Annotated in this window: 17 protein-coding genes and 2 tRNA genes; 13 read left to right on the top strand and 6 right to left on the bottom strand. The window is 38.8% G+C overall.

Annotation, left to right across the window (positions count from 1 at the left end; genetic code table 11):
• The first annotated feature begins 246 nt into the window (after positions 1-246).
• Positions 247-879 carry a hypothetical protein gene (locus WAE64_RS22350; protein ID WP_340240012.1) on the top strand — a complete coding sequence of 211 codons (633 nt, stop codon included), beginning with the start codon at positions 247-249 and terminating at the stop codon, positions 877-879.
• Between the two features lie 144 nt (positions 880-1,023).
• Here WAE64_RS22350 and WAE64_RS22345 read toward each other — a convergent pair.
• Both WAE64_RS22345 and WAE64_RS22340 read right to left on the bottom strand, forming a co-directional pair.
• Positions 1,024-1,112 (bottom strand) — tRNA-Leu (locus WAE64_RS22345).
• Positions 1,113-1,167: 55 nt separating this feature from the next.
• Positions 1,168-1,240, bottom strand: a tRNA-Gly gene (locus WAE64_RS22340).
• A 266-nt stretch (positions 1,241-1,506) separates the two neighbouring features.
• Between WAE64_RS22340 and hisIE the strand changes: the two genes are divergently transcribed.
• Both hisIE and WAE64_RS22330 read left to right on the top strand, forming a co-directional pair.
• A complete protein-coding gene (gene hisIE, locus WAE64_RS22335; RefSeq protein WP_340240011.1) occupies positions 1,507-2,127 on the top strand; it encodes a bifunctional phosphoribosyl-AMP cyclohydrolase/phosphoribosyl-ATP diphosphatase HisIE in 621 nt (206 codons plus the stop codon).
• A gap of 71 nt (positions 2,128-2,198) precedes the next feature.
• On the top strand, positions 2,199-2,537 hold the full coding sequence (locus WAE64_RS22330; RefSeq protein WP_340240010.1) for a phage holin family protein: 339 nt from the start codon (positions 2,199-2,201) through the stop codon (positions 2,535-2,537).
• Positions 2,538-2,581: 44 nt separating this feature from the next.
• Here the strand turns inward: WAE64_RS22330 and WAE64_RS22325 are convergent, their stop codons facing one another.
• Entirely contained in the window at positions 2,582-3,049 is a 468-nt protein-coding gene (locus tag WAE64_RS22325) for a redoxin domain-containing protein (RefSeq protein WP_340240008.1), read from the bottom strand.
• Positions 3,050-3,520: 471 nt separating this feature from the next.
• Between WAE64_RS22325 and WAE64_RS22320 the strand changes: the two genes are divergently transcribed.
• From WAE64_RS22320 to WAE64_RS22305, 4 genes are all read left to right on the top strand, one after another.
• Positions 3,521-3,946 (top strand): DsrE family protein, encoded by a 426-nt coding sequence (locus WAE64_RS22320; RefSeq protein WP_340240006.1) that lies wholly within the window; start codon positions 3,521-3,523, stop codon positions 3,944-3,946.
• 58 nt (positions 3,947-4,004) lie between these two features.
• On the top strand, positions 4,005-4,397 hold the full coding sequence (locus tag WAE64_RS22315) for a hypothetical protein (protein WP_340240004.1): 393 nt from the start codon (positions 4,005-4,007) through the stop codon (positions 4,395-4,397).
• A 63-nt stretch (positions 4,398-4,460) separates the two neighbouring features.
• The gene (locus WAE64_RS22310) at positions 4,461-5,837 is read left to right on the top strand and encodes an L-serine ammonia-lyase (RefSeq protein ID WP_340240002.1); all 1,377 of its coding nucleotides are present in this window, start codon (positions 4,461-4,463) and stop codon (positions 5,835-5,837) included.
• Between the two features lie 116 nt (positions 5,838-5,953).
• Positions 5,954-8,992, top strand: coding sequence for a sensor histidine kinase (locus tag WAE64_RS22305; RefSeq protein WP_340240000.1), 3,039 nt, complete (start codon positions 5,954-5,956; stop codon positions 8,990-8,992).
• Between the two features lie 262 nt (positions 8,993-9,254).
• Here WAE64_RS22305 and WAE64_RS22300 read toward each other — a convergent pair whose 3' ends face one another.
• A complete protein-coding gene (locus tag WAE64_RS22300) occupies positions 9,255-9,875 on the bottom strand; it encodes a PKD domain-containing protein (RefSeq protein WP_340239999.1) in 621 nt (206 codons plus the stop codon).
• Positions 9,876-10,054: 179 nt separating this feature from the next.
• Here WAE64_RS22300 and WAE64_RS22295 point away from each other — a divergent pair, with 179 nt between their 5' ends.
• On the top strand, positions 10,055-10,684 hold the full coding sequence (locus tag WAE64_RS22295; RefSeq protein ID WP_340239998.1) for a 3-keto-disaccharide hydrolase: 630 nt from the start codon (positions 10,055-10,057) through the stop codon (positions 10,682-10,684).
• Positions 10,685-10,835: 151 nt separating this feature from the next.
• On the opposite strand, the gene WAE64_RS22290 is transcribed toward WAE64_RS22295, so the two are convergent.
• Both WAE64_RS22290 and WAE64_RS22285 read right to left on the bottom strand, forming a co-directional pair.
• Positions 10,836-11,204 carry an RNA recognition motif domain-containing protein gene (locus WAE64_RS22290; RefSeq protein WP_340239997.1) on the bottom strand — a complete coding sequence of 123 codons (369 nt, stop codon included), beginning with the start codon at positions 11,202-11,204 and terminating at the stop codon, positions 10,836-10,838.
• 276 nt (positions 11,205-11,480) lie between these two features.
• Positions 11,481-13,862, bottom strand: a complete 2,382-nt coding sequence (locus WAE64_RS22285; protein ID WP_340239996.1) for a RecQ family ATP-dependent DNA helicase — start codon at positions 13,860-13,862, stop codon at positions 11,481-11,483.
• Positions 13,863-14,365: 503 nt separating this feature from the next.
• Here WAE64_RS22285 and WAE64_RS22280 point away from each other — a divergent pair.
• From WAE64_RS22280 to WAE64_RS22260, 5 genes are all read left to right on the top strand, one after another.
• The gene (locus WAE64_RS22280) at positions 14,366-15,340 is read left to right on the top strand and encodes a KpsF/GutQ family sugar-phosphate isomerase (RefSeq protein ID WP_340239995.1); all 975 of its coding nucleotides are present in this window, start codon (positions 14,366-14,368) and stop codon (positions 15,338-15,340) included.
• Positions 15,341-15,396: 56 nt separating this feature from the next.
• The gene (locus WAE64_RS22275) at positions 15,397-16,485 is read left to right on the top strand and encodes a M48 family metallopeptidase (protein WP_340239994.1); all 1,089 of its coding nucleotides are present in this window, start codon (positions 15,397-15,399) and stop codon (positions 16,483-16,485) included.
• Positions 16,486-16,883: 398 nt separating this feature from the next.
• Positions 16,884-18,806 (top strand): DUF1800 domain-containing protein, encoded by a 1,923-nt coding sequence (locus tag WAE64_RS22270; protein WP_340239993.1) that lies wholly within the window; start codon positions 16,884-16,886, stop codon positions 18,804-18,806.
• A 9-nt stretch (positions 18,807-18,815) separates the two neighbouring features.
• Positions 18,816-20,342, top strand: coding sequence for a DUF1501 domain-containing protein (locus WAE64_RS22265; RefSeq protein ID WP_340239992.1), 1,527 nt, complete (start codon positions 18,816-18,818; stop codon positions 20,340-20,342).
• Complete coding sequence (locus WAE64_RS22260; protein ID WP_340239991.1) at positions 20,327-22,744, top strand: PA14 domain-containing protein; 2,418 nt, start codon at positions 20,327-20,329, stop codon at positions 22,742-22,744. Before WAE64_RS22265 ends, WAE64_RS22260 begins: the two co-directional genes overlap by 16 nt.
• The last annotated feature ends 54 nt before the right edge of the window (positions 22,745-22,798 follow it).

Genomic DNA, 22,798 nt, shown 5'->3' with positions numbered 1-22,798 from the left:
AACCAAGATATATGAGTAATATTTCATAAATATTAAAAGTTAAATATTTTTTTAGCGTTTAGCGGAAATCCTGTTAGTCAAAATCTACCAAATAACAACCAAACAGGGAGCGAAGCCAAAACGCCTGCGACATGCGTGGGCGTTACTTTGCTTTTGTTTGGTGGGCTTTGGTAGAGCCTTGACTAACGAAGCGAGTAGCGACACGCTTTTTTAATGTCGTATTTATTCATTTTAAACATATCTATTATGACTACTACCGGATTTATCTTCTGGGGCGCAATTTTATTAGTTGGCCTTTATTTTCTCATTGTTTATTTAGGAAATAAATCAACAGAAAAAGATACCCTCTTAGTTGAACAAATGAGAAGTAATTTTGAAAATAAGATTAAGGAGTATTTATCTTCACAGAATTTTGTAAGTACCCGACAATTTATTCTTTATCCTTTACCAGAACACATAAAAGCTATGAAAGGCTACTTTTATAAGCCTTTTGCTATATTAGCCGATGAAACCAATAAGAAGTTTGCTTTTGTGGATGAGAGTCATAATTATAGTATTCTTAATTTTAGCGAAATCAAATCAGTTGATATTAAAAACAATATGATTGATATAACTAAAAGTGAAACTTCAAAACAGAATTCATTAGGTAGAGCAGTAGTAGGAGGGGCTATTGCCGGTGGTACTGGAGCGGTAGTGGGAGCATTAACAGCTAAAGAAATTACTAACAGTCAAACAGAAAGCAAATACTCAAATAGTACGATAACTATAATTACTAAAGATTTAGATAAGCCTATACTTAGATATCAGTTTGGAATATATGATTTGATTGAAGGAGAAAAATGGATTTCTACTATGAATCTACTTATTGAGAAAAAATAATTTTCTACATTTTTTCTACAATTTCTTTGAAAAAAACATCAGATAAAGAGATAATCAAAAGAAATAAAAAAGAGTGTAAACGGCTTATTAGTAGCTATTTACACTCTTTTTGTTTACTTCTTGTTTTGTACTTTTTTGTACAATTGGTACCGGGGACGGGAATCGAACCCGTACGAGCGTTTCGGCTCACAGGATTTTAAGTCCTGCGTGTCTACCAGTTCCACCACCCCGGCGGATGGTGTGCACTCTGAAAAAAAAAGCACCTTTTAAAGGGTGCTTAACTTTTCGAGCGGAAGACGAGTCTCGAACTCGCGACCTTAACCTTGGCAAGGTTACGCTCTACCAACTGAGCTACTTCCGCGTTTCAGTTATTTGGTAACTGATTGGACTGCAAAGGTAGAGTAAATTTTAACACTTGTCAATACCCTGACGAAAAAAAAACAATATTTTTTTTTCTGATTATTTGTAAGTGTCTGATTATTAGAATTTTGCCGCTGAAAAATTTTTCAAACTTTTTTTAAGGATAAAATCAAACTCATATATACATGAAGGCTAATCATAAATTTTCAGACTTTTATAGGTAATAGTTTTTGAACATCTGTACTTTTGTGGAAAATTATTGAAGGAATGGACAACAAAATTGATTTTGAAAAATCACCCGATGGGCTCGTACCGGCTATTATACAAGATTATCAGACGGGCAAAGTATTAATGCTTGGCTATATGAATGCCGAGGCTTACCAGAAAACCCAACAGGAAAACATCGTAACTTTTTTTAGCCGCAGTAAACAAAGACTCTGGACAAAAGGCGAAACCTCTAATAATTTTTTGCACGTAAAACAAATACTGGTTGATTGTGACGGCGACACTATTCTGATTCACGCCTCGCCTGATGGCCCTACGTGCCACACAGGAGCCGATACTTGCTTCAATGAGGTAAATAGTATGTCAGACAAAAAAGTTTTGTTTATAAACCATTTACGTAGTGTAATTAAAGGCAGAAAAGAAAACCCTACCGACGAGTCTTATACAAGCCACTTGTTCAGGAAAGGTATCAATAAAGTTGCGCAAAAAGTTGGCGAAGAAGCCGTAGAGCTAGTAATTGAAGCTAAAGATGATAATAAAGAATTATTTTTGGGTGAGGCCGCCGATTTATTCTATCATTATTTAGTACTTTTAGAACAGAAAAACTACGAGTTTGATGAAGTACTCGATGTTTTGATAAAAAGACATACCCCTCGCCCATAACGGGCACCCCGAGCGGGGAATGTAGTGCTAACTAAAACCTATCTCCTGTGGGGCAGGAGGATTCTTAAATTATGCTCAGTTATATTGTTCGATTAATATGCTGCGGCGCTGCAGTATATTTTATGCCTGCCATTTTAAGTAAAATTTATGTCACTGATTTTACAACAGCTATCATTGTGGCTTTTGTAATGAGTATTCTTAACACTTTCGTTAAGCCAATTCTTCAGATTCTATCTTTGCCTATTACTATTATCACTCTAGGCTTTTTCTATTTGGTGGTCAACGTTGCAGTTGTGTACTTCTGTAGCTATCTTGTACCGGGTTTTAGTGTCGATGGTTTCTTACAGCCATTGATTTTCGGATTTATTCTCTCAATAGTAAATAGTATTGTTGCCGGTCTTCAGGATTAAAATAAAATCCCCCTTTTCATTACCAAAAGGGGGAAACTATATTCTTACAAACTCTCCAATGTGCTTTTAATAGCTACAAAATCAGGTACATCGCTTGCTTTCTCTAATACTTCTGCATAGCGTATAATGCCATCTTTATCTACTACAAATGCCGAGCGTTTAGATACCCCATGCATACCAAAAGCAAAATCTTCGTAATAAGAGCCAAAGGCTTGAGAGGTTTCTTTATTGAAGTCTGATAGGAGCGGAAAAGGTAATTGCTGTTCTTCTTTAAACTTTCCAAGTGTAAAAAGTGAATCAACAGAGATTGCCACTACATCAGAATTCAGGTTTTTATAGGTGTTTATATCGTCTCTCATTTGGCAAAGTTCTGCTGTACAAACACTTGTGAAAGCCAGTGGGAAAAACAACACTACAACATTTTTGCCACGATAATCAGCAAGATTTACTTCTTGTTTTTCGCTGTTGTATAATTTGAAATCAGGGGCTTGGTCTCCGACTTTTAAAGACATACTCATATAGGTTTAAGATTAATAATTTAATTTCAGGATAAATAGCTTTAGCAAAGGCGTTTTTAACCATCTAAAGACCTTCAAATATATAGGTTTTTCGTTTTAGCAATAACAGAAAAAATGTACTTTGCACAAAAATGCAAAGCTTTTGTATTAAGTACATACTTGTAGCATTATCTTCAAAAATCTAAGAGTGTGTTTAAATTTTATTATTCTGACCGAAAAGGACATATTTTTAAGTCAGACAAGACGTCATTTTGCAGATGTAGCCGGCAGCTACATCGAAAAAATGCAACGCAGTATGGCTTAAAAAGATGACTTTGGAGGTCGAATTATAATTTTTAAACATACTCTAAGCCAAATGTATGTTCAATTGAAGAAAAAATGCTAAAATTGATACACATTTTATCGAACGGATGAGTGAAAGCGTTAATAAATTAAAACATCAGACAAACCAAAACCTTTATTTTTATGAAAAAAAGCTTACCAGCCCTTTTTGTAGTATTTGGCGTAATACTATTTAATGTTACTTGCAGCTATGCCCAAACAAAACCTCACAGATTATTGATAGACCTCAATAGTGCCGATACCACCGACCAGGCAACAGTAATGCGCCAGATAAGAAACTTATGGAAAGAGTTGCCAGATACCAAAGTAGAAGTGTTGATTCATGGCAAGGCGATTTCGGCGATTAAAAAAGATTCTTCGCCATTTGCTGCGCAAATAGAAAAGCTACAAAAAGACGGGGTGGTATTTGCTGTTTGTCGCAATACCATGAAGCGCTATAAGCTCACCGAAGCTGATATGTTACCTACGGCCTCGTTTGTACCATCAGCCATTGCAGAAACTGTGTTAAAACAAGAAGAAGGCTGGAGTTATCAAAAGGCTGGGCATTAGTATGAATTTGTTTAATTGGTCGTCTATATTTTGACTTGTTCCGCAAAACAATAATACAATGCACGCAAATAGCATCTTTAAAAAATTAAGATTAAATGCTACGGGGGCTTTACTAATAGTAAATGCACCTGAAACATATACTGCTATTTTAGGAGATATTACACATGATACTCAACCTGAATCGGGTAAAAAATATGATTTTGTGCAGGTATTTGCCACAAAACAAGAAGAACTCGAGAGGCTTTGTGCCGAGGTACGAGATGCCGGTAAATATGATTGTCTGTTCTGGGCTTGTTACCCGAAAGGAACAGGTAAAATAAAGAGTGATATTAAGAGGGAAACGGTCTGGTCGGCACTAGACTTGGCAGGCTTACAAGCTGTTACCCAGATTGCTATCGACGATACCTGGAGTGCCTTGCGTGGACGACCACCTGCGATGGTTGGAAAATAAAATTTTGGTGATTTGTCTGAAATGGTATTAATTCGTGATTGAATTACCTTCATCATTGACGACATGCTTAAAGAAGCAATTACGACTTCCATTTTTGATTTATTCAAAATTGGTCCAGGCCCTTCGAGTTCTCATACAATCGGGCCTATGAAAGCTGCTTACGATTTTCTGCAGCGTACCTATACTTTACCCCATGATTTACTGCTTGAGCCACTTCAGATAAAAATTCATTTGTACGGATCACTAAGTGCCACCGGAAAAGGCCACGGTACCGACAGAGCCGTAATTGCCGGGCTTTTAGGCTGGTTGCCTGATACTTGCGAACCCAATGCTTTTACGGTATTATTGAAGAATCCCGATGATGCTTATCCTATAAGTATTCAGAATGAGGCACTTACGCTCACAGCTAAAAGTATTGTTTTTGAACGGGGGCGTTATGATTCTCCGCATCCTAATACACTCGTTTTTCGCTTAATGAGCAACGGGAAAGTTATTTTAGAGGAAGAATACTATTCAGTAGGAGGGGGCTTTATTCAGCGCAAAGGCGAAGACCCGCAAGCAGCTTCTACAAAAATACCTGCTTTCCCTTTCTCGACAATGAAAGAGCTAAAAGAGCATCTGTCGAAAAATAAAATTTCTCTTACCGACCTCATGATTGCCAACGAAATGGCACTTACGGGCTTGGCAAAGAAAGAAATCTACCAGAAAATAGATGATATTCTTGAAACCATGCATAAGGCCGTCAAACGAGGTTTAAGGCACAAAGGCGTTTTGCCGGGCACTATTAAACTAAGAAGGAAAGCGCCCGTTTTGTTCGAACAAGCCAAGAGTCATGCTTCTACAACCGATAGTTTTATGGTTTTTCTGAATGCCTATTGTATGGCGGCATCAGAAGAAAACGCTGCCGGAAATATTGTTGTAACGGCGCCAACCTCTGGTGCATCAGGCGTTATTCCGGGTATTACATATCTACTGCGTAACCATTATCATTACGATAAGCAAAAACTACGGGAAGGAATGATGGCTGCTGCCGCAGTTGGTTTTCTGATAAAGCATAATGCTAGTATCTCAGGTGCTGAAATGGGCTGCATGGGCGAAATAGGCTCGGCCTCGGCTATGGCTGCGGCTATGTTATCATACTGTGCCGGCAGGCCCATAGAAACAGTAGAATCAGCCGCTGAAATAGCGATTGAACACCACCTGGGCATGACCTGCGACCCTATCGGGGGATATGTGCAAATTCCCTGCATTGAGCGCAATGCTATGGGGGCTATCAAGGCATATAATGCCTATTTACTGGCTTCGTCAGGCAACACAGGCTATCAGAAAATCACCTTAGATAGTGTAATAAAGGTAATGCGAGCCACAGGAAAAGATATGTCGAAAAAATACAAAGAAACATCACAGGCAGGGTTGGCCTTAAGTGCAACCGAGTGTTAAGAAACTGAAATATATGTTTTTATGAGGGAGAGTCACACGGTTCTCCCTTTGATTTACAAAAGAATTTGTATAGTTTCGGTCAGAAAAACCAAACCTGCGAGTACCCTTTTATTTTTATGAAGTATCTCGTTACCCTATTATTTATCTCCTTATGTACCTATGCACAGCTACCACAGGTAAGATTTGAGCATCTTACTTCAAAAGATGGGCTTTCAAGCAACGATGTACTAAGTGTGGTTGAAGACAAAGAGGGCTTTGTGTGGATGGGTACACGTAAATATCTGACACGCTACGATGGCTACCAGTTTCAGAATTTTACACAGATAGAGGGTGCCTATAATCATGGCATTACTTCTGACGAGCAAAACAACATTTGGTTTGCTTCAAGAACTATTCCATTCGGGCGAATTGATGCCAAAACCTTGAAAGTTAACGATTTAAGCAATAAACTCCCGCCTTTGCCAGATGGTAATTTTGGCAATATCGTCTTCGATTCGCAAAAAAATGGTTGGATGTCCGATTTTCACGGGGTGTTCAGGTTTGACCCTAAAACCTTTGCACATCAATACTTCCCCTTGCCAAATACTACTTACAAAGACATAAAAGCCGATTTTATAGAAGATAAGCAGAAAAATATATGGGTAATAGGCTTAGATGTAGGCATTTATAAGTACGAGCCCCTTAAGCAGAAATTACGTTGTGTAGTAGGCAAAGAAAGCGATAAACCCGATAAACGCTTGTTTTTTGAAGTAAGCAGGGCTACAATAGACCGACACGGCATTATCTGGATTTCTGCCTTTCAGCAGGGCCTAATCCGGTTCGACCCAGTTACTGAAGACCTGAAATTTTATAAGGATTATACATTGGCTGTATGTGCCGATACCGATGAGCAAGGCAGAGATATTCTTTGGGTGAGCAATGCCAAAACCATAGGGATTTTCAGACCCGACGAAGAAAAGTTTTATTTCTACGAAGGTGTATATAGCGATGATTTTCAGGCTTTTAATATCTGCAAAAGCCCTCGTACAGGCATCGTATGGTTTTGTACTTTACAGCAAGGTGTTTTTTTGTATAATCCTCATAGTCAGTTAATTAAGGCGGTTAGTTTTGCTAATTTTCTTCCAGAAAACAATCTTGCAATTAATGCAATTCTGAAAGACAAAACCGATGCAACAGGCCAGACTTTTTATCTGGGGTTTTCGAGGTGGGGAATGGTAAAGTGGAACAAAGCCAATAATTCCCGACAGTTTTTTCGGTATCCGCATTACCCCAGCGAAGCTGAAACAAGGCAGATAATTCAGGATGAAACAGGTAAAATCTGGATTTTTACTAACCAGTGGCAAACCTGGGCTGATGGAAAAGAGAATCCGGAAGATAATAATTTTGAAGGGATTTTTGTGTTTGACCCTCAACAGCAACGTTTTTTACCTACGCCCTTTACTACCCATCATGGCTTTTTTACTGTGCCGTTTTACTCAATAGGCATGCAGGATTCTAAAAATCGGATGTGGATTATTAATCACTACCTAAGTATGCACGTAGTAGATAAAGCTACGGGAAAAGAAATTGTGCTATGGGATAAAAAAGACCATGACACATTGATGAAAAACCGATGGATAATGGATGTGCTGGAAGATAAACAAGGCCGATTCTGGATAGGCACAACCTCGGGCCTTTTTTATTTTGATGAACGAACAAAGAGATTTTCGGAAGTAAAATTTCCTGACGACAAGCGGGAAATTTCTATCATTAAATTATTGCTAGACACTGAAGGTAATGTTTGGGCTACAGGTTGGGAACTACTCGCCAAGATTAATCAGCAGGGAGTTGCTCTGCTCGATTTAGGCTCAAAAGATGGTATTTATGACATTGAATGCAGGCAGATAGCCGAAGACATTCACCGTAATATCTGGATAGGTAACCTAGGTGGTTTGCAAGTGTATAGCCCTAAGCAGCAACGTTTTCTGAGATTTACCCAAAACGATGGGCTCATTAGCGATAACACTACCTATAGTTTCTATATGAACGAGGGTAAAGAATTATTAATAGGGCAAAAAGGCAGTTTGAATATTGTTAATACCCAGGATTTGCTGCAAAACAAGGCCATAAGTAATCTTGCGGTAAGTTCGGTAATTGTCAATAACGAACAGCGATTTTATGACTGGAGCCAGCCATTTGAGCTAAAACGTACCGAAAACGCCATTACTTTTCATGTTTCAGCTTTGAATTTTATGAAAGCAAATCAGAATCATTACAGTTACTACCTCGAAGGGCTGGAAAATGGCTGGATTGACGCAAAAGAAGATGCTACTTTTACATACAATAACCTATCGCCCGGCGATTATACTTTTCATGTCAGAATGTTTGATGAGACAAGCAATAGACATTTAAAAGAAGTTGCCGTCAGTTTTTCGATAGTACCATATTATTACGAAACATGGTGGTTTAAAACCCTGATTATTGCATTGGTTCTCGTTTTGGCGTACCTTTTTTATCGTTTCCGTATCAATCAGCTTTTGCAATTGCAGGAAGTAAGAAACCGTATCTCACGAGATTTGCACGATGATATTGGCTCTTCGCTCAGTAGCATTAGTTTATTAAGTGTAATGGCAAGTAAAAAACTCGACCCTGAAAGTTCTTCTAATCAGTTACTGAAACAGATACCGGAAGAGGTAAGCCGTTTAAGTAGTGCTATCGATGATATGATATGGAATATCCGCCCTGAAAACGATGGTTTTGAAAACTTCTTTGTAAGGCTGCGTGACCACACCGTGCAAACACTCCAAGCCCAGGATATTGAGATTAATATTGACATCGATTCTTCTATTAATAATGAAATAGGAGCTTTATCGATGGAGGTTCGGAGAAATATCTTTCTGATTGTAAAAGAAGCCCTGCATAATATCACCAAGCACGCCAAATGTACAAAAGTAGACATGAGGCTAAGTTTGCAGAAAAATATGCTTAGAATTGACATAAAAGACGATGGCAAGGGTTTTGACCCTCAGAAACCATCTTCTCGTAATGGGCTTAAAAACATGACTAGCCGTGCCGCCGAAGTAGGAGGGAGCTTCGAAATAAAATCAGCGATTGGAAAAGGTTCTGAAATTGTGCTGCAAGTACCTGTACTTGAGAAGAAACTGATTAGGTTATAAAGCCTTATTTGACTTTATAACCACTAAAACCAACCCATATCGGATAATATATTACACAAAAGCTAATAAGGCCGTCTTCTTTTCTGATATAGCCTTCGCAGAAGTCTGGTCCTAAACGTGTTAATTTGGAGTCTCGCACCCAATAAACAATATTTTCTGCAGAGAACTCAGGAGTAGTTATTTTCTTGATAACAATAGTAGAATCAGACAGTTTCTCAAAGTTGATTTCAAAATTCTTATAAGTTTTTGTATCCTTATCTACTTATACCATAAAATCGCCAATGTACATGCCTGCTGTGCTATCTGCACTTGTCAGCAAATTTTTAATAGCTAATTCTTTCGAGACACTAGCTTTTAACCCGTTCTTCTTCTCAACATTGAGCGTTATAGTATGATTGCCGTTTTTCTTAAACTGATAGTCAAAGTCCGGCTTATCTATTTGCTCTTTTCTTCCTTCAATATCCCATATATAAGTAGAGGCATATTTTGATAGATTAGTAAACTTAACCTTTCCGCCTTCTAGCATATCGTATTTAAAATCGGCAATTGGCTCATAGTTTTCAATAGTAATCGTCTGTTGAACAGCCTTTTTCTGTTTGTCTTTCGACTCTACAGTAAGCATAACACTATAAGCTTTCTCATCGGCATAGGTATGCGTTGGGTTTTGCTCAGTCGAGGTGCTGCCATCGCCAAATTCCCATTGATAACTGATAGCATTCTCTGACTTATCTGTAAACTTTACCTCTCCGTTTTTTCCGAAGCTAAAAGCAAAATTCGAGGTTGGAACCAGAGGAATCTCAGGTTCTTTTTGTTTAACACAAGACTGAACAAGCCCGCTAACAAGTATGAGTAGTAGGTAGTAGTTCTTTAATTTAAGAAGCATAAGGTACTTTAATAGTCATTAAATAAATAAGTGTGCAATAATAAGTATTTAAATGTATATCGCAAAGAGTCATTTATCACAAACCGATGAATTAGAAATTAAAATTAATTCGTACCTTGTTAGCCATATTCAACCATGTGATACCTCCATGTCACTATAATTAATTATTAAATACTCATATGAAAAAAATCTTTTATTTCGCATGTATGTTACTCATGCTGGCTAACGTAGGCTATGCACAAAAAGCAAAAAAAGGCTGGTATTCGCTTTTTGATGGCAAATCGTTCGACGGCTGGAAAGTAGGCGATAATGCCAGCACTTTCAGTATCGAAAACGGTACAATTGCTGTCAATGGCCCTGTAGCGCATTTGTTTTATGTAGGGCCGGTAAATAACCACGATTTCAAGAATTTTGAATTTAAAACACAGGTTATGACTACACCTGGCTCAAACTCAGGTATTTATTTTCATACCGAATTTCAGCAAGGAAGCTGGCCTAATAAAGGATACGAAGTGCAAGTAAACAATTCACATACCGACTGGAGACGCACAGGAAGCCTATATGGTATTCAGGATGTAAAAGATACTTTAGTAAAAGACAATGTATGGTACACCGAGCACATTATTGTAAAAGATAAACACGTAACCATTAAAATCAATGATAAAACAGTAGTTGAGTATGATGAGCCTGCTGAGTTGCCAAAAGGTAGAGAAGGACGCAGAATAAGCAGTGGTACATTTGCTCTACAAGGGCATGATCCTAAAAGCAAAGTTTACTTTAAAGACATAATGGTTAAGCCTTTGCCTTGATATGCAAATAGAATAGTTACGAGCCTCTTGCTGATTTCAGTAAGGGGCTTTTATATTTTTAACCCATAGATGATATATAAAAAAAGAAAACCAAGCTACCATGAAATGGAAGCTTAGTTTTCTTCTATATATATATATACTTTGAAGAATATTAATACCTACGTCCGCCGCCGTTACCGCCACGGTCACCACCACGGTTGTAGCCGCCACCACCGCCACCGCGGTTATAGTCGCCACCACCACGGTTGAAACCACCGCCGCCACCAGCTGGTCTTTCTCTTCTTTCTTCAGCTTGGTTAACTACCGCTGTACGGCCACCGATGTCAGCACCATTCAATTGGCTGATAGCTTTCAATGCAGCTGCATCGTCTGGCATTTCTACAAATGCAAAACCTTTGCTTCTTCCAGTAACTTTGTCAATAATAATCTTAACAGAACTTACTTCACCATATTCTTCAAAATATTGCTTTAATTCACTTTCTTCGATTCTAAAAGGGAGACTTCCAACAAAAATGTTCATGATAACTTGAATGATTTAATTGATAAATTTATACAAAAGTATATTTATTTTATTGAATAACTATTAATTCTAAATTTTTTGATGTTAAATAATGAAAAATATTGTACAGACCAATAATTTATGAGTTCGGAAACCGTTTTTTTGCCATTTTTCGACTTCAAATAGTCTAAAAAAAAAGTGTGAAGCACAGAAATGCGCTGTTCACACTTTTTATGATTTTGTTGTATATCTATTACCCTTGCGGGTGTTTTACTTCTTTACACCAAATGTAATAAATTAATTTGCCATTTCCGACAAGAATTTTATTCTCATCAATCTTAGCTCTTCTTCTGTAATATCATCGCCATCAAAAGTTTTTTGTGCGGCACGGATATTATCAGTTTCGGCAGCCATAAAATACTCATAAATTTCATCCTGATGGTCTTCATCAATCACCTGATTAATGTAGTAGTCAAGATTCAAACGAGTACCTGAGTAACAGATGTGCTCAATCTCTTCAATCAATTCGGTCATTGTTAAATCTTTCGATTCTGCAATTTCGTCCAAATCAATCTTACGGTCAATCTGCTGAATGATATAAATCTTTATTTTAGATTTATTAACAGCCGATTTTACAACTAAATCCTGTGTTGTTTCGATTTCGTTTTCTTCTACATACTTCGAAATCAATTCCAGGAATGGTTTTCCGAATTTTTGTACCTTTCCTAAACCTACACCATTTATCTGAGCCAAATCTTGCGAGGTAGTAGGGTAGGTGGTTGCCATTTCTTCAAGAGATGGGTCCTGGAAAACCACGTAAGGCGGCACATTTTTGTCTTTCGCAATTTTCTTACGAAGTGCTTTCAGTAACTCAAACAATGCAGAGTCGAAAGCGCCACCACCACCTGACGGCCCACCGTTCATTGGTACGTCGTCGTCATCGCTACTTTCTGTATTTTCATAGTTATGGTCTTCCGAAATCGTAATCGGGTAAGAGTCAGCAATAAAGCTTTTACCTTTCTCCGATAGTTTCACTACACCATAAGCATTCTCAATATCTTTTTCGATATAGCCAAATGCCATCATCTGGCGAAGAATAGAAACCCAATAATCGTTTGCTGTTCTTTTGTTATCAGCTTTTTTAGGTTTTTCAGCTTTCTTCGGAGTTTGCGACGGGCTCTTTGTTGCAACCGTAGCTGCTGCATCATCTTCGTCGTCAGTTTCTTCGTCGCTTACTAAGTCTAATTCATCATCATCATCTTCTTCTTCCTCTTCTTCGTCGTCTTGTGTAAACATACCTTTGCCTTTTCCGTACACTTCTAGTTTATCGTGCTCGTAGCTACGAATATACGGGTTGGCTGTATTGGCAGTAAGCACATCGGCTATATGCTGAATATCGAATCTTTCGCCTACTTGCTGAATAGCCTTTAAAGCTAATACGGCTTCGTCTTCTATTTTAAATTTCTTGGTAGGTTTCAGGCAGTTATCACAAAAACCACAATCTTTTTCGGCGTATTCACCAAAGTAGCTCAATAACTGACGACGACGGCATATACCCAGATTTGAGTAAGCTACCATCTCCATCAACAAAGCTTTGGCGTTGTCTCGTTCGGTAACGGTTTTGTCTTTGTTAAACTTCTCTAGTTTCAGAATATCATCAAAGCTGTAGAACATCAAGCAGTTACCTTCCAAGCCATCACGGCCGGCTCTTCCGGTTTCCTGATAATACCCCTCAAGAGATTTAGGTGCATCGTAGTGAATCACAAACCTGACATCAGGTTTATCAATCCCCATTCCAAAAGCAATGGTTGCTACAATTACATCAGCCTCTTCGTTCAGAAACGCATCTTGGTTTTTCATGCGGGTGTCTGCATCCAGACCTGCATGGTAGTGTAGTGCCTTAATACCATTTACGCTTAGTAAATTGGCTATTTCTTCAACTTTTTTACGGCTTAAACAATAAACAATACCCGATTTTCCCTTATTATTAAGGATATAACGAATCAATTGTTTTTTAGAATCTACTTTCGGCCTAATCTCATAATAAAGATTCTTACGGTTGAATGATGATTTGAAAATCATCGCCTCATCCATGTTCAGATTCTTCTTTATATCCTGCTGTACTTTAGGTGTAGCAGTAGCTGTAAGGGCAATTACGGGTAAATTAGGGTTAATATCATCAATGATACCTCTGATACGGCGGTATTCTGGTCTGAAATCATGGCCCCATTCTGAAATACAGTGAGCTTCGTCTACCGCTACAAAAGAGAGCTTGGCTTTTTGTAAAAAAGATAGATTGTCTTCTTTTGTAAGAGACTCAGGCGCAATATAAAGCAGGCGACACTCTCCGCTCAATACATCGTTCTTTACTTTGGTTATTTCGGCCTTATTCAACGTCGAATTCAGAAATTGGGCGTTAATACCAAAGGCTGTCATCTGGTCAACCTGATTTTTCATCAGGGCAATGAGCGGAGAAATAACTATAGCAGTGCCATCAAGAACCATAGCTGGTAATTGATAACAAAGAGACTTCCCGGCTCCTGTGGGCATGATAACGAAAGTGTTTTTCCCTGACACAATGTTATGAATAATAACTTCCTGCTCGCCACGAAAAGCATCAAAACCAAAAATTTCTTTGAGTTTTTCTTTTAATGATTGTTTAATTATTGGTTCTACCATAAACGCAAAATTGCTGTACGGAAAATTTACAATATTTTTAAAAATAGGTCAGTATCTGAGCAATTTCATGTTGAATTCATTTGATGAATGCTTCATCAAATTAACCTATAATAGTATTTTTAATAGTATTTTGCTGTAGTAATGTTTACTGTGTTTATAGATTAAAATGGTTATTTGAGTTAATCGTATAAACAACAGCCGGATAATAAGGATACTTAAAAACAGTTTGCCAGAACCTTGTTTTGCCTGACTATATAGATACTATAAAAGTTTGAATTAATTTAAGGTAATTACTTAAGCCTTTGCTAAGATACTATTTTTTTGCTTGAGTTTTACAAATTTTTATTGCGGTTTTTTTTTAAATAGGCACATTCGGTGTTTATAAATTGTTTTGTTGTCGATTGCTTTTATTGCTGCAATGGTTTTTACTCCTTGGCATACTAATCTTTTGATGATAGCCTAACATACATTACTTTTGTTGGTAAAATATCATGTTAAGAAAAGTGAAGACGAAGTTAGAAAAAAAAATACAAAGCGTAGCGAAAAAAGTTTTGCAAGATGAAGCGGAAGCAATTCTTTCTTTGAAAAGTTATATTAATGAACAATTTGAATTATGCGTAGAGGCTCTTTTGGCTTCTGAGGGCCGCCTTGTGATAACGGGCATCGGCAAAAGTGCAATTATAGGTCAGAAAATTGTGGCCACAATGAACTCTACTGGTACCCCGGCCTTGTTTATGCACGCAGCAGATGCTATACACGGCGACCTAGGCATGATACAGAAAGATGATATAGTAATGTGTATCTCAAAAAGTGGAGATACGCCCGAGATAAAAGTACTTGTACCTTTGCTTAAGATGCGTGGCAACCAGATGATTGCGATGGTGAGTAACGCACAGTCTTATCTGGCTACTCATGCCAATTTTGTGCTCAATGCACATGTGGAACGAGAAGCCTGCCCACTTAATCTGGCGCCAACTACTTCTACTACCGCTGCGCTGGCACTTGGCGATGCACTAGCTATTTGTTTGCTAGAAATGCGAGGCTTTACCAGTAAAGATTTTGCAAAGTATCATCCGGGTGGCAGTTTAGGTAAAAAAATGTATCTGAAAGTGAGCGATGTTTATCCAAACAATGCTTTACCGAAAGTTGCGCCTGATGCCGATATTCATGTGGTTATTCTTGAAATGACTTCTAAACTGCTTGGGGCTACTGCTGTAACCAACGAGCAGAACGAGCTTTTGGGAATCATTACTGATGGAGACTTGCGCAGAATGCTCAACAAACAGCATGATTTCTCAGGTTTAAAAGCCAGAGATATTATGACTACTAAACCTAAAACCATTGCACCAGACGATTATGCTGTTGAGGCACTATCTTTAATGCAAGAAAAAAACATTACGCAATTAGTAGTGGTAGAAGCAGGGCAACTTTTAGGTTTTATTCATCTGCACGATTTACTGAAAGAGGGCTTGCTCTAACAAAGTTTTTTGTAGATTGCTTGCCTGTAATACATTATTCATAACCCTCCGCTTTTATGCAACATGAGGCAACCTATTATGATGGACAAACCAGCCAGCCCCGCAAGGCTCAGGTTGAAGTTTTTGGCAATTCGTTAAGTATTTATCACGAGGGGCAAAAAGTAGTATGGGCAATTTCTGAAATTGATTATAGCCCTTTTAAAGGTAAAGGCAAAGTTATGCTGCAGTATGGTACTTTTCCACATCAGTATTTAGAGTATCAGCACGATAGCCCGCTGGCTCAGGTACTGCAAGGGTATCTACCCAAAGCACATAGCAAAGTTGAAACTATGGCCCGCGAGTATAATGCCATCATCAGAGGTGCATTAATAGGTGTCGCTATTTTTTCGGTTATCGCATCTATTGTTTACTTTGTATTATTACCATCACTTGCATCATATATGCTAAGCAAGATTCCTGTCTCAACAGAAATCGCAATTGGAGATAAATTTTTCGAGAGTTTTATACGCAATGCCGAAGTTGATAAAGAAAAAAGTAAAGTGCTTAATGATTTTGCCAGCAAAATAGATTTTCAAACCGAGTACCCTTTAAAATTTACAGTAGTAAAAGATAAACAGGTAAATGCCTTTGCTTTGCCTGGGGGTAATATAGTGGTTTATAGTGGTATCCTGGATAAAATGAAATCAGCAGAAGAACTTGCCGCTTTATTATCGCATGAAGCAACCCACGTGAAAGAAAGGCATTCGCTGCAAGGCTTAAGCCGAAATCTGGCCGGCTCGGTTTTGATTTCTTTGGTCTTTGGCGATACCGGTTCTATAAGTAGTGTATTGGCTAGTAAAGCCGAAGACCTGTATCAACTGGGCTTTTCGAGAAGTATGGAAAAAGAGGCTGATTTGAAAGGCTTACAATTAATGTATCATAACAGGCTTGACCCCCAAGGTATGGTATATTTAATGGAGCGGCTGAACGAAGAAGAAAAAAAGCAGGGCAGTACTAAAATGCTCTCATATTTGAACTCACACCCTATGACCGACGAGCGTCTTGCTTATATTAAAGAACACAGCCGGAAACGCAGCGGAATAAGTAATGATAACTTGGATAATATCTGGAAAGAATTGAAAGAAACTTCTATAAAAGATTATTAGAATAGTTATATTTTTCGAGTTCAGTGATGTGCCGTAAAAGCGGTGTCTCCGTTGGTTAAATATTTATGAAATTTTAATCTCAGGTTCACAATATTTTATATATATTTGTGTTTATAAGAAGAAATTAAAAACTACCTAGTCCCTCATATAATTCATCTTAAATTTGCATGGTTTCGGAGCAAATTACTTTTAAGTTTTTAAAAGTGGATTGAACTACTAATTTACTATAAAAATACAACCTCTATTATAATAATAACCAAAAGTATAAAAATAATACGCTAAGGATTAGTATATCCTTTTTGTATGTTATAACAATTAATTTTGTAGGTATTGCTGCTACATAATATAAACACTATTTTTATTGGTTTTATTATTTTATTAATTTCTATTCGATTGAAATGAGTTTTCCTTTGTATGTAAATCAAGGGCTTTTTAGAATCTGTCAGGGAATAATTTTTGTTTTATTGATTGGTTTTTTAGGTTTAACACTAACTGCTAATGCCCAGCAGAAAGTAACATTTGGTAAAGGTAACACTACCAATGTTACGGTTACGTCTTCGTCTAATGCAAGTAGTCAGACAGGTGTTAAGACCCTCACGAGTGGTGGGTATCTACCCAACAAAAATGCTGCGGCTCGGTTGCTTTCTCAGGCCACTTTAGGCACTACTTACAGCGATATTGAGAATGTTGCAACACAGGGTATCGAAAAATGGGTTGATCAACAGCTGGCCATGCCCAACTCCTTCAAGATAACCCCCTATCTGCAAAACTTACATCAGTCTATTTTAGACTCTATAAGGCGTGTTGACCCAGATAGGACTCTGGCAAATACTTTTCTGAGCGATTGGCACTTTGATATTTCATGGTTTCAGGGCAATATGACAGCGCCAGATGTGTTGCGTTGGAGAGTAGCATTGGCCTTGAGCGAGATTTTTGTGGTTTCTCGTGTGTCTGCTTTCGAGAATAACCCTTATGCAACTGCAAGTTATTATGATGTTTTGTTAGAAAACTCATTTGCCAATTACAGAACATTGATTGATAAAATCACGTATCACCCATCAATGGCGGTTTACCTTACTTATGTTAACAATAAACCTGCCGATTTTAACAACAATAAACAAACTTATCCTGACGAAAACTATGCGCGCGAGCTGATGCAGTTGTTTTCGATAGGTTTGTTCCAACTGAATTTAGATGGGTCTGAAAAGAAAGATGCTAACGGAAAGTCGATTCCGACTTATGATAATGAAGATATTGCCAATCTGGCAAAGGTTTTTACAGGTTTAGGTTGGGGTGATAGCAAATATCTGGGCGAAAGAAGCAAAGATTATTGGAGCTATACAAAAAGACTTAAATTCTATCCAATCGATTCAAGCGATGCTTACATAAGAACCTGGACAACCAGACACAGAATTATAAATGGGCACGAAGCAGGAGTTAAGACTTTTCTTGGTAAAACTATTCCGGCACGCTCTGTTGAGCAAGGTGAGTTAGATATAAAAGATGGTTTAGATATTATATTCAATCACCCTAATGTAGCACCTTTTATATCAAGACGCCTCATTCAACGATTGGTTACTTCAAATCCGAGCCCGGCTTATATTCAAAGAGTAGCAACCGTATTCAATAATAATGGGAGCGGTGTAAGAGGAGACCTCAAGGCGGTTATCAGGGCAATTTTGCTCGATGCCGAAGCCCGAGACTGTTGTAACAATGGCAATACCGAGTTTGCCGGAGCGCTCAAAGAGCCGTTTATCAGATATACAAACCTGGTAAAGGGACTTAACCTGACTTCCTCAACGGGTATATACCGCAATAGTATGCGGAGGGCCTACGACAGAATGGGACAATTGCCTTTGTTCTCACCAAGTGTATTTAACTTCTTCTCGCCAGATTATATGCCTGATGGGCCACTAAAAGGCACAGGTAAGTTTGGGCCAGAGTTTCAGACACTCAATGCTCAGTCGCTGACAGGTTACTTTAATGCCCTGAACACCTGGCTTATTAGCGATACTCCTGTAGATTACAATGGTTTTTTTGGCAACGAAACTTATAAACCAGAACAAGCACCCAAATTTGATTTAACAGCCGATTACCCACTTACAAGAAATGATAGACTAACACAGTTGTTAGATAAATACAATCTTATTCTGGCGCACGGCCGCTTGTCTGAAAAAAGCCTTAACATTATTAAGGAGGCATTACAAAAGATGCCACTTACTATTACCAACGGTGTAATGAACACTGACGACGCCTTTAGAAGGACTCGTATTGCTATCTATTTAATAATGGCATCCCCAGATTATATAATTAATAAGTAACGAAAAGAAATGAATAGAAGAAATTTCTTAAAACAGTCAGGTTGTGCTGCTATGGGAGCAACTACCTTGCTTAGTACACTGACGAGTCTGGGTGCGGTAAATGGAGCAATCGGGCATAAAAAATTCGCATCAAAAGATGCCCCTGTAGCCGACGATTACAAAGCACTTGTATGTGTACTATTGGCAGGCGGGATTGATTCATATAATGTATTGATTCCTAGAGGGGTATCAACATCAGAAGGTGGTGATAATGGTTATGCAGAGTATGCCGCTACAAGGTCGGACCTCGCCATTGCACAGGCATCGCTTCTTGAACTTAATAACCCGCAATGTACAAGTTTCAGAGACTTCTCTTGTAATTACGGCGCTTTTGCCTTGCATCCAACCATGACAGGTATGCGTGATTTGTTCAATAGTGGCAAACTGGCATTTATGGCCAATGTTGGCACTTTGGTTGAGCCTATCATGAATGAAACAGATTTTAAGAGTGGTTTGAAAAGGATTCCGGAAGGAATTTATTCACACTCTGACCAGATTATGCAATGGCAAACTTCAGTACCACAGAGCCGTAATGCACTTGGGGTAGGAGGCCGAATAGCCGACCTTCTGAATGCGGGCAATGCTAATAGCCAGATTTCGATGAATATTTCGCTGAGTGGTAAAAATACCTTTCAGACCGGAGAAAACATAGGAGAGTACTCTATTAGTAACAATGTGGCGCCAAACGCTGTTGGCATTGATATCATTCCTTCGTGGTGGAATAATTCAGGTTTATTAACCGACCTTCGTAATAACGGAATCGATAGCCTGGTTGGGCAAACTTATGCCAATTTGTTGCAACAAACCTATTCGGGCACTACTAAATCAGCAGTTGCCTCTTACGCTACTTTCAGAGAAGCTCTTAAAAGAGTACCAAGTATGGCTACGCAGTTTCCGACAACATCATTGGGGAACGATATGGCGGCAATAGCTAAAGTTATGAGCGTAAGAAACAATCTTGGTGTAAAAAGACAGATTTTCTTTGTAACCTACGGTGGTTGGGACATGCACGATAACCTTGCCGGAGGTATGAACCAACGCTTGCCTGTGGTAAGCAATGCGCTTAAGGCGTTTTATGATGCAACCGAAGAGCTTGGCATTGCCGATAAAGTAACCACCTTTACAATCTCTGATTTTGCCCGTACTATTACCTCAAATGGCTTGGGCTCAGACCACGCATGGGGCGGAAACTCAATGATAATGGGTGGAAGCGTAAAAGGCGGTAAAATTTATGGCGCTTTCCCGAGTATGAATCTGACTAATAATGCCCAGAATATCTCGTTCAGAGGAAACTTCATTCCGGCTGTTTCTACCGACGAAATGTATGCCGAAATGGCGCTGTGGTATGGGGTGAGCCCTGCCGATTTATGCTATGTTTTACCTAACATAGGCAACTTTTATAGTTATAGTGCAAATAATTATCCTATCGGATTTATGAATTTTGCAGGTACTAATATATCGACTGACGATAAACCCCAGTCATGCTTAACATACTGAGCCGATTACACCAAATGAAAAGATTCTATCATATATTGTTGTTTATTTTGCTTGCCTCAACTGGAGCTGTAAAGGCGCAAAGTTGTATTGGGCCAGCCGGGCAAGTTAAGTGGGCTTACTGGAGTGGTTTCTCTAATACACCCGACATGACCGACTTATCAGCTCTGGAGGATTTCCCGACCCGACCAACGGGTTCGCAAATATTAGGTTCGCTGAGGTCGCCGATTAATTATACCGATTTTTATGTAGGTATGATTAGGGGATTCATTAAAGTACCACAAACAGCCAATTATATCTTTAACCTGACCAGCGACGATAAAGGCTTTTTCTATTTAAGTACCAATCAATCGCCGGCTAATAAAGTAAAACGTGCAGAGGTAACTGTTTATACAGGAGTTGATGAGTACAATAAAGAACCAGGCCAAACCTCGGCATCTATCCAACTGGTAGGTGGCCAATACTATTATTTTGAAATGTACAACTTTGAAGGAAGCGGCGGCGACCACATGACTTTGTCATGGAAAAAAGCCTCAACACCTGATGCGCCCTGGGCGATTGTCGATTTCAATTATATTTATGAGTACACCTGTGGGCAAGTATGCCCCGAGCGTGGTACGCCATGTAACGATGGTAACGCTGCTACAACCAACGACCAGCAAGATGGTTTTTGTAACTGTGTAGGCACATACCCTACCGCTAACGCCTGTGTAGGTGAAAAAGGGCTTGTAGAAGCTTATTATTATGATGATATTGTTGGTACTTACGTTGAAAACGACTTGACTAACTCTCCGAAATTTCCATTATTGCCTGATAGAAAAGAGAAACTGAAAGGTGCTTATGGCCCTTTGCCTACATCGCCTATGTATATTAACGATAATTATGGTACACTTGTGCAAGGTTTCCTGACGGTACCTGTATCGGGTAATTATGAGTTTAATATTACAGGTGATGGACAAACTTTCTTTTTTCTGAGCAAAAATGACTCTATTGAGTATAAACAATACCATCAGGCGGCGGTGTGGTTTGGAGTTGACGAAACCGAACATAGTAACTCGTCTTTGCAGAATATTGCTGCTACCTACCTTGAAAAAGGTAAATACTATTATTTTGAATTCAGGCATAAAGAAAACACCTGGCGAGACCATTTCAATCTATATTGGAAAACCCCGTTTCATGAAAATAGGGTATGGAAAAGAGTGCCGGCGTTTTATTTGTTTGATTATAAATGTGAGGTGTCTTGCATAGCACAGGGAACTCCATGCAATGATGATAATCCTTTTACTAACGACGACAAGGTAAATGCAAACTGTGAGTGTGTGGGTACACCATGTTCGGGTCCTGATTGCAACGATGCTTCGGCTCGGTACAAGGTGTATGATTCGTGTAGCCCAACCGATAACCTCACAACTTTGGCAGAAGCTGCATGGGTATCGTGCGGCACACTTAAGCCAAACCCGAATCCGGCTCGAACTGCCAATAAAAACTGGATTATGTATGATTTCTCGAGCCCTTATAAGTTTCAGGATACCAGGGTATGGAACTATAACGTAACAGGCGAAACCAACAAAGGATTTAAAAATGTATATGTTGATTACTCGCTAGACGGTACAACCTGGCAAGCTTTAGGCGGTGTTTATACGTGGCCACAAGCCCCTGGCAGTGCCGATTATTCGGGCTTTTTAGGGCCAAACTTTAATGATGTCAAAGCACGGTATGTACTTATTTCGGCTGCCAATAACTGGGGCGATGCTACCTGCTCAGGCTTTAGTAAGATAACCTTTAACGGCTCACTGTGTGATATTCAGGGTACCCCATGTGACGATGGCGACCCGCTTACACAATATGATAAGTTTGACAATAACTGTAATTGCAGGGGGGTAAACATCAATTGTGCAACAGATTCATTAAAACTAGACCGCTCGCCCCTTACTGATGGAGACTTTAAAGCTATTAAGGGTATTGCGGCTCAAAGTTTGGTGCCCACAACCAAAGATATTACGTTTACCGCAGGTAATAGTATTGTGTTGCTGCCTGGTTTTGAAGTAAATGCCAGTGCAGTATTTACTGCAAACATCGCCGATTGTGTGCAACAGGCTTTTAGCAACAACCAGAAGCAAAGAAACGCAACCGAAGATAAATCGGTAACGGAGTTTTCGACAGATAGCACAGAAGCTGAAAAATTGAAAAAGATTGTATTCAGGATTAATAAGCCCGGCCATGTAAAACTGAAACTGAAAGATAAGAGCGAGAATGTAGTGGTTACACTTATTGACCAGTATTTTGAAAATCTAGGCACACAAACCAAACTATTACCAACTAATAAATTGCCGAAAGGTCTTTATTGGGTTGAACTAGAGTATGCCGGAAAAATATTGAAAGAACAACTTGACCTCACTAAGTAGCTTTGAAATAATACACGGTCGTTAAAATGTGATTAAGGGTAACTTTAATCACAT

It is taken from the genome of Emticicia soli, assembly GCF_037860775.1.
Classification (GTDB): Bacteria; Bacteroidota; Bacteroidia; order Cytophagales; family Spirosomataceae; genus Emticicia; species Emticicia soli.
The sequence above is the reverse complement of the archived record's forward strand: the minus strand, read 5'-3'. Positions and strand labels throughout refer to the sequence as shown.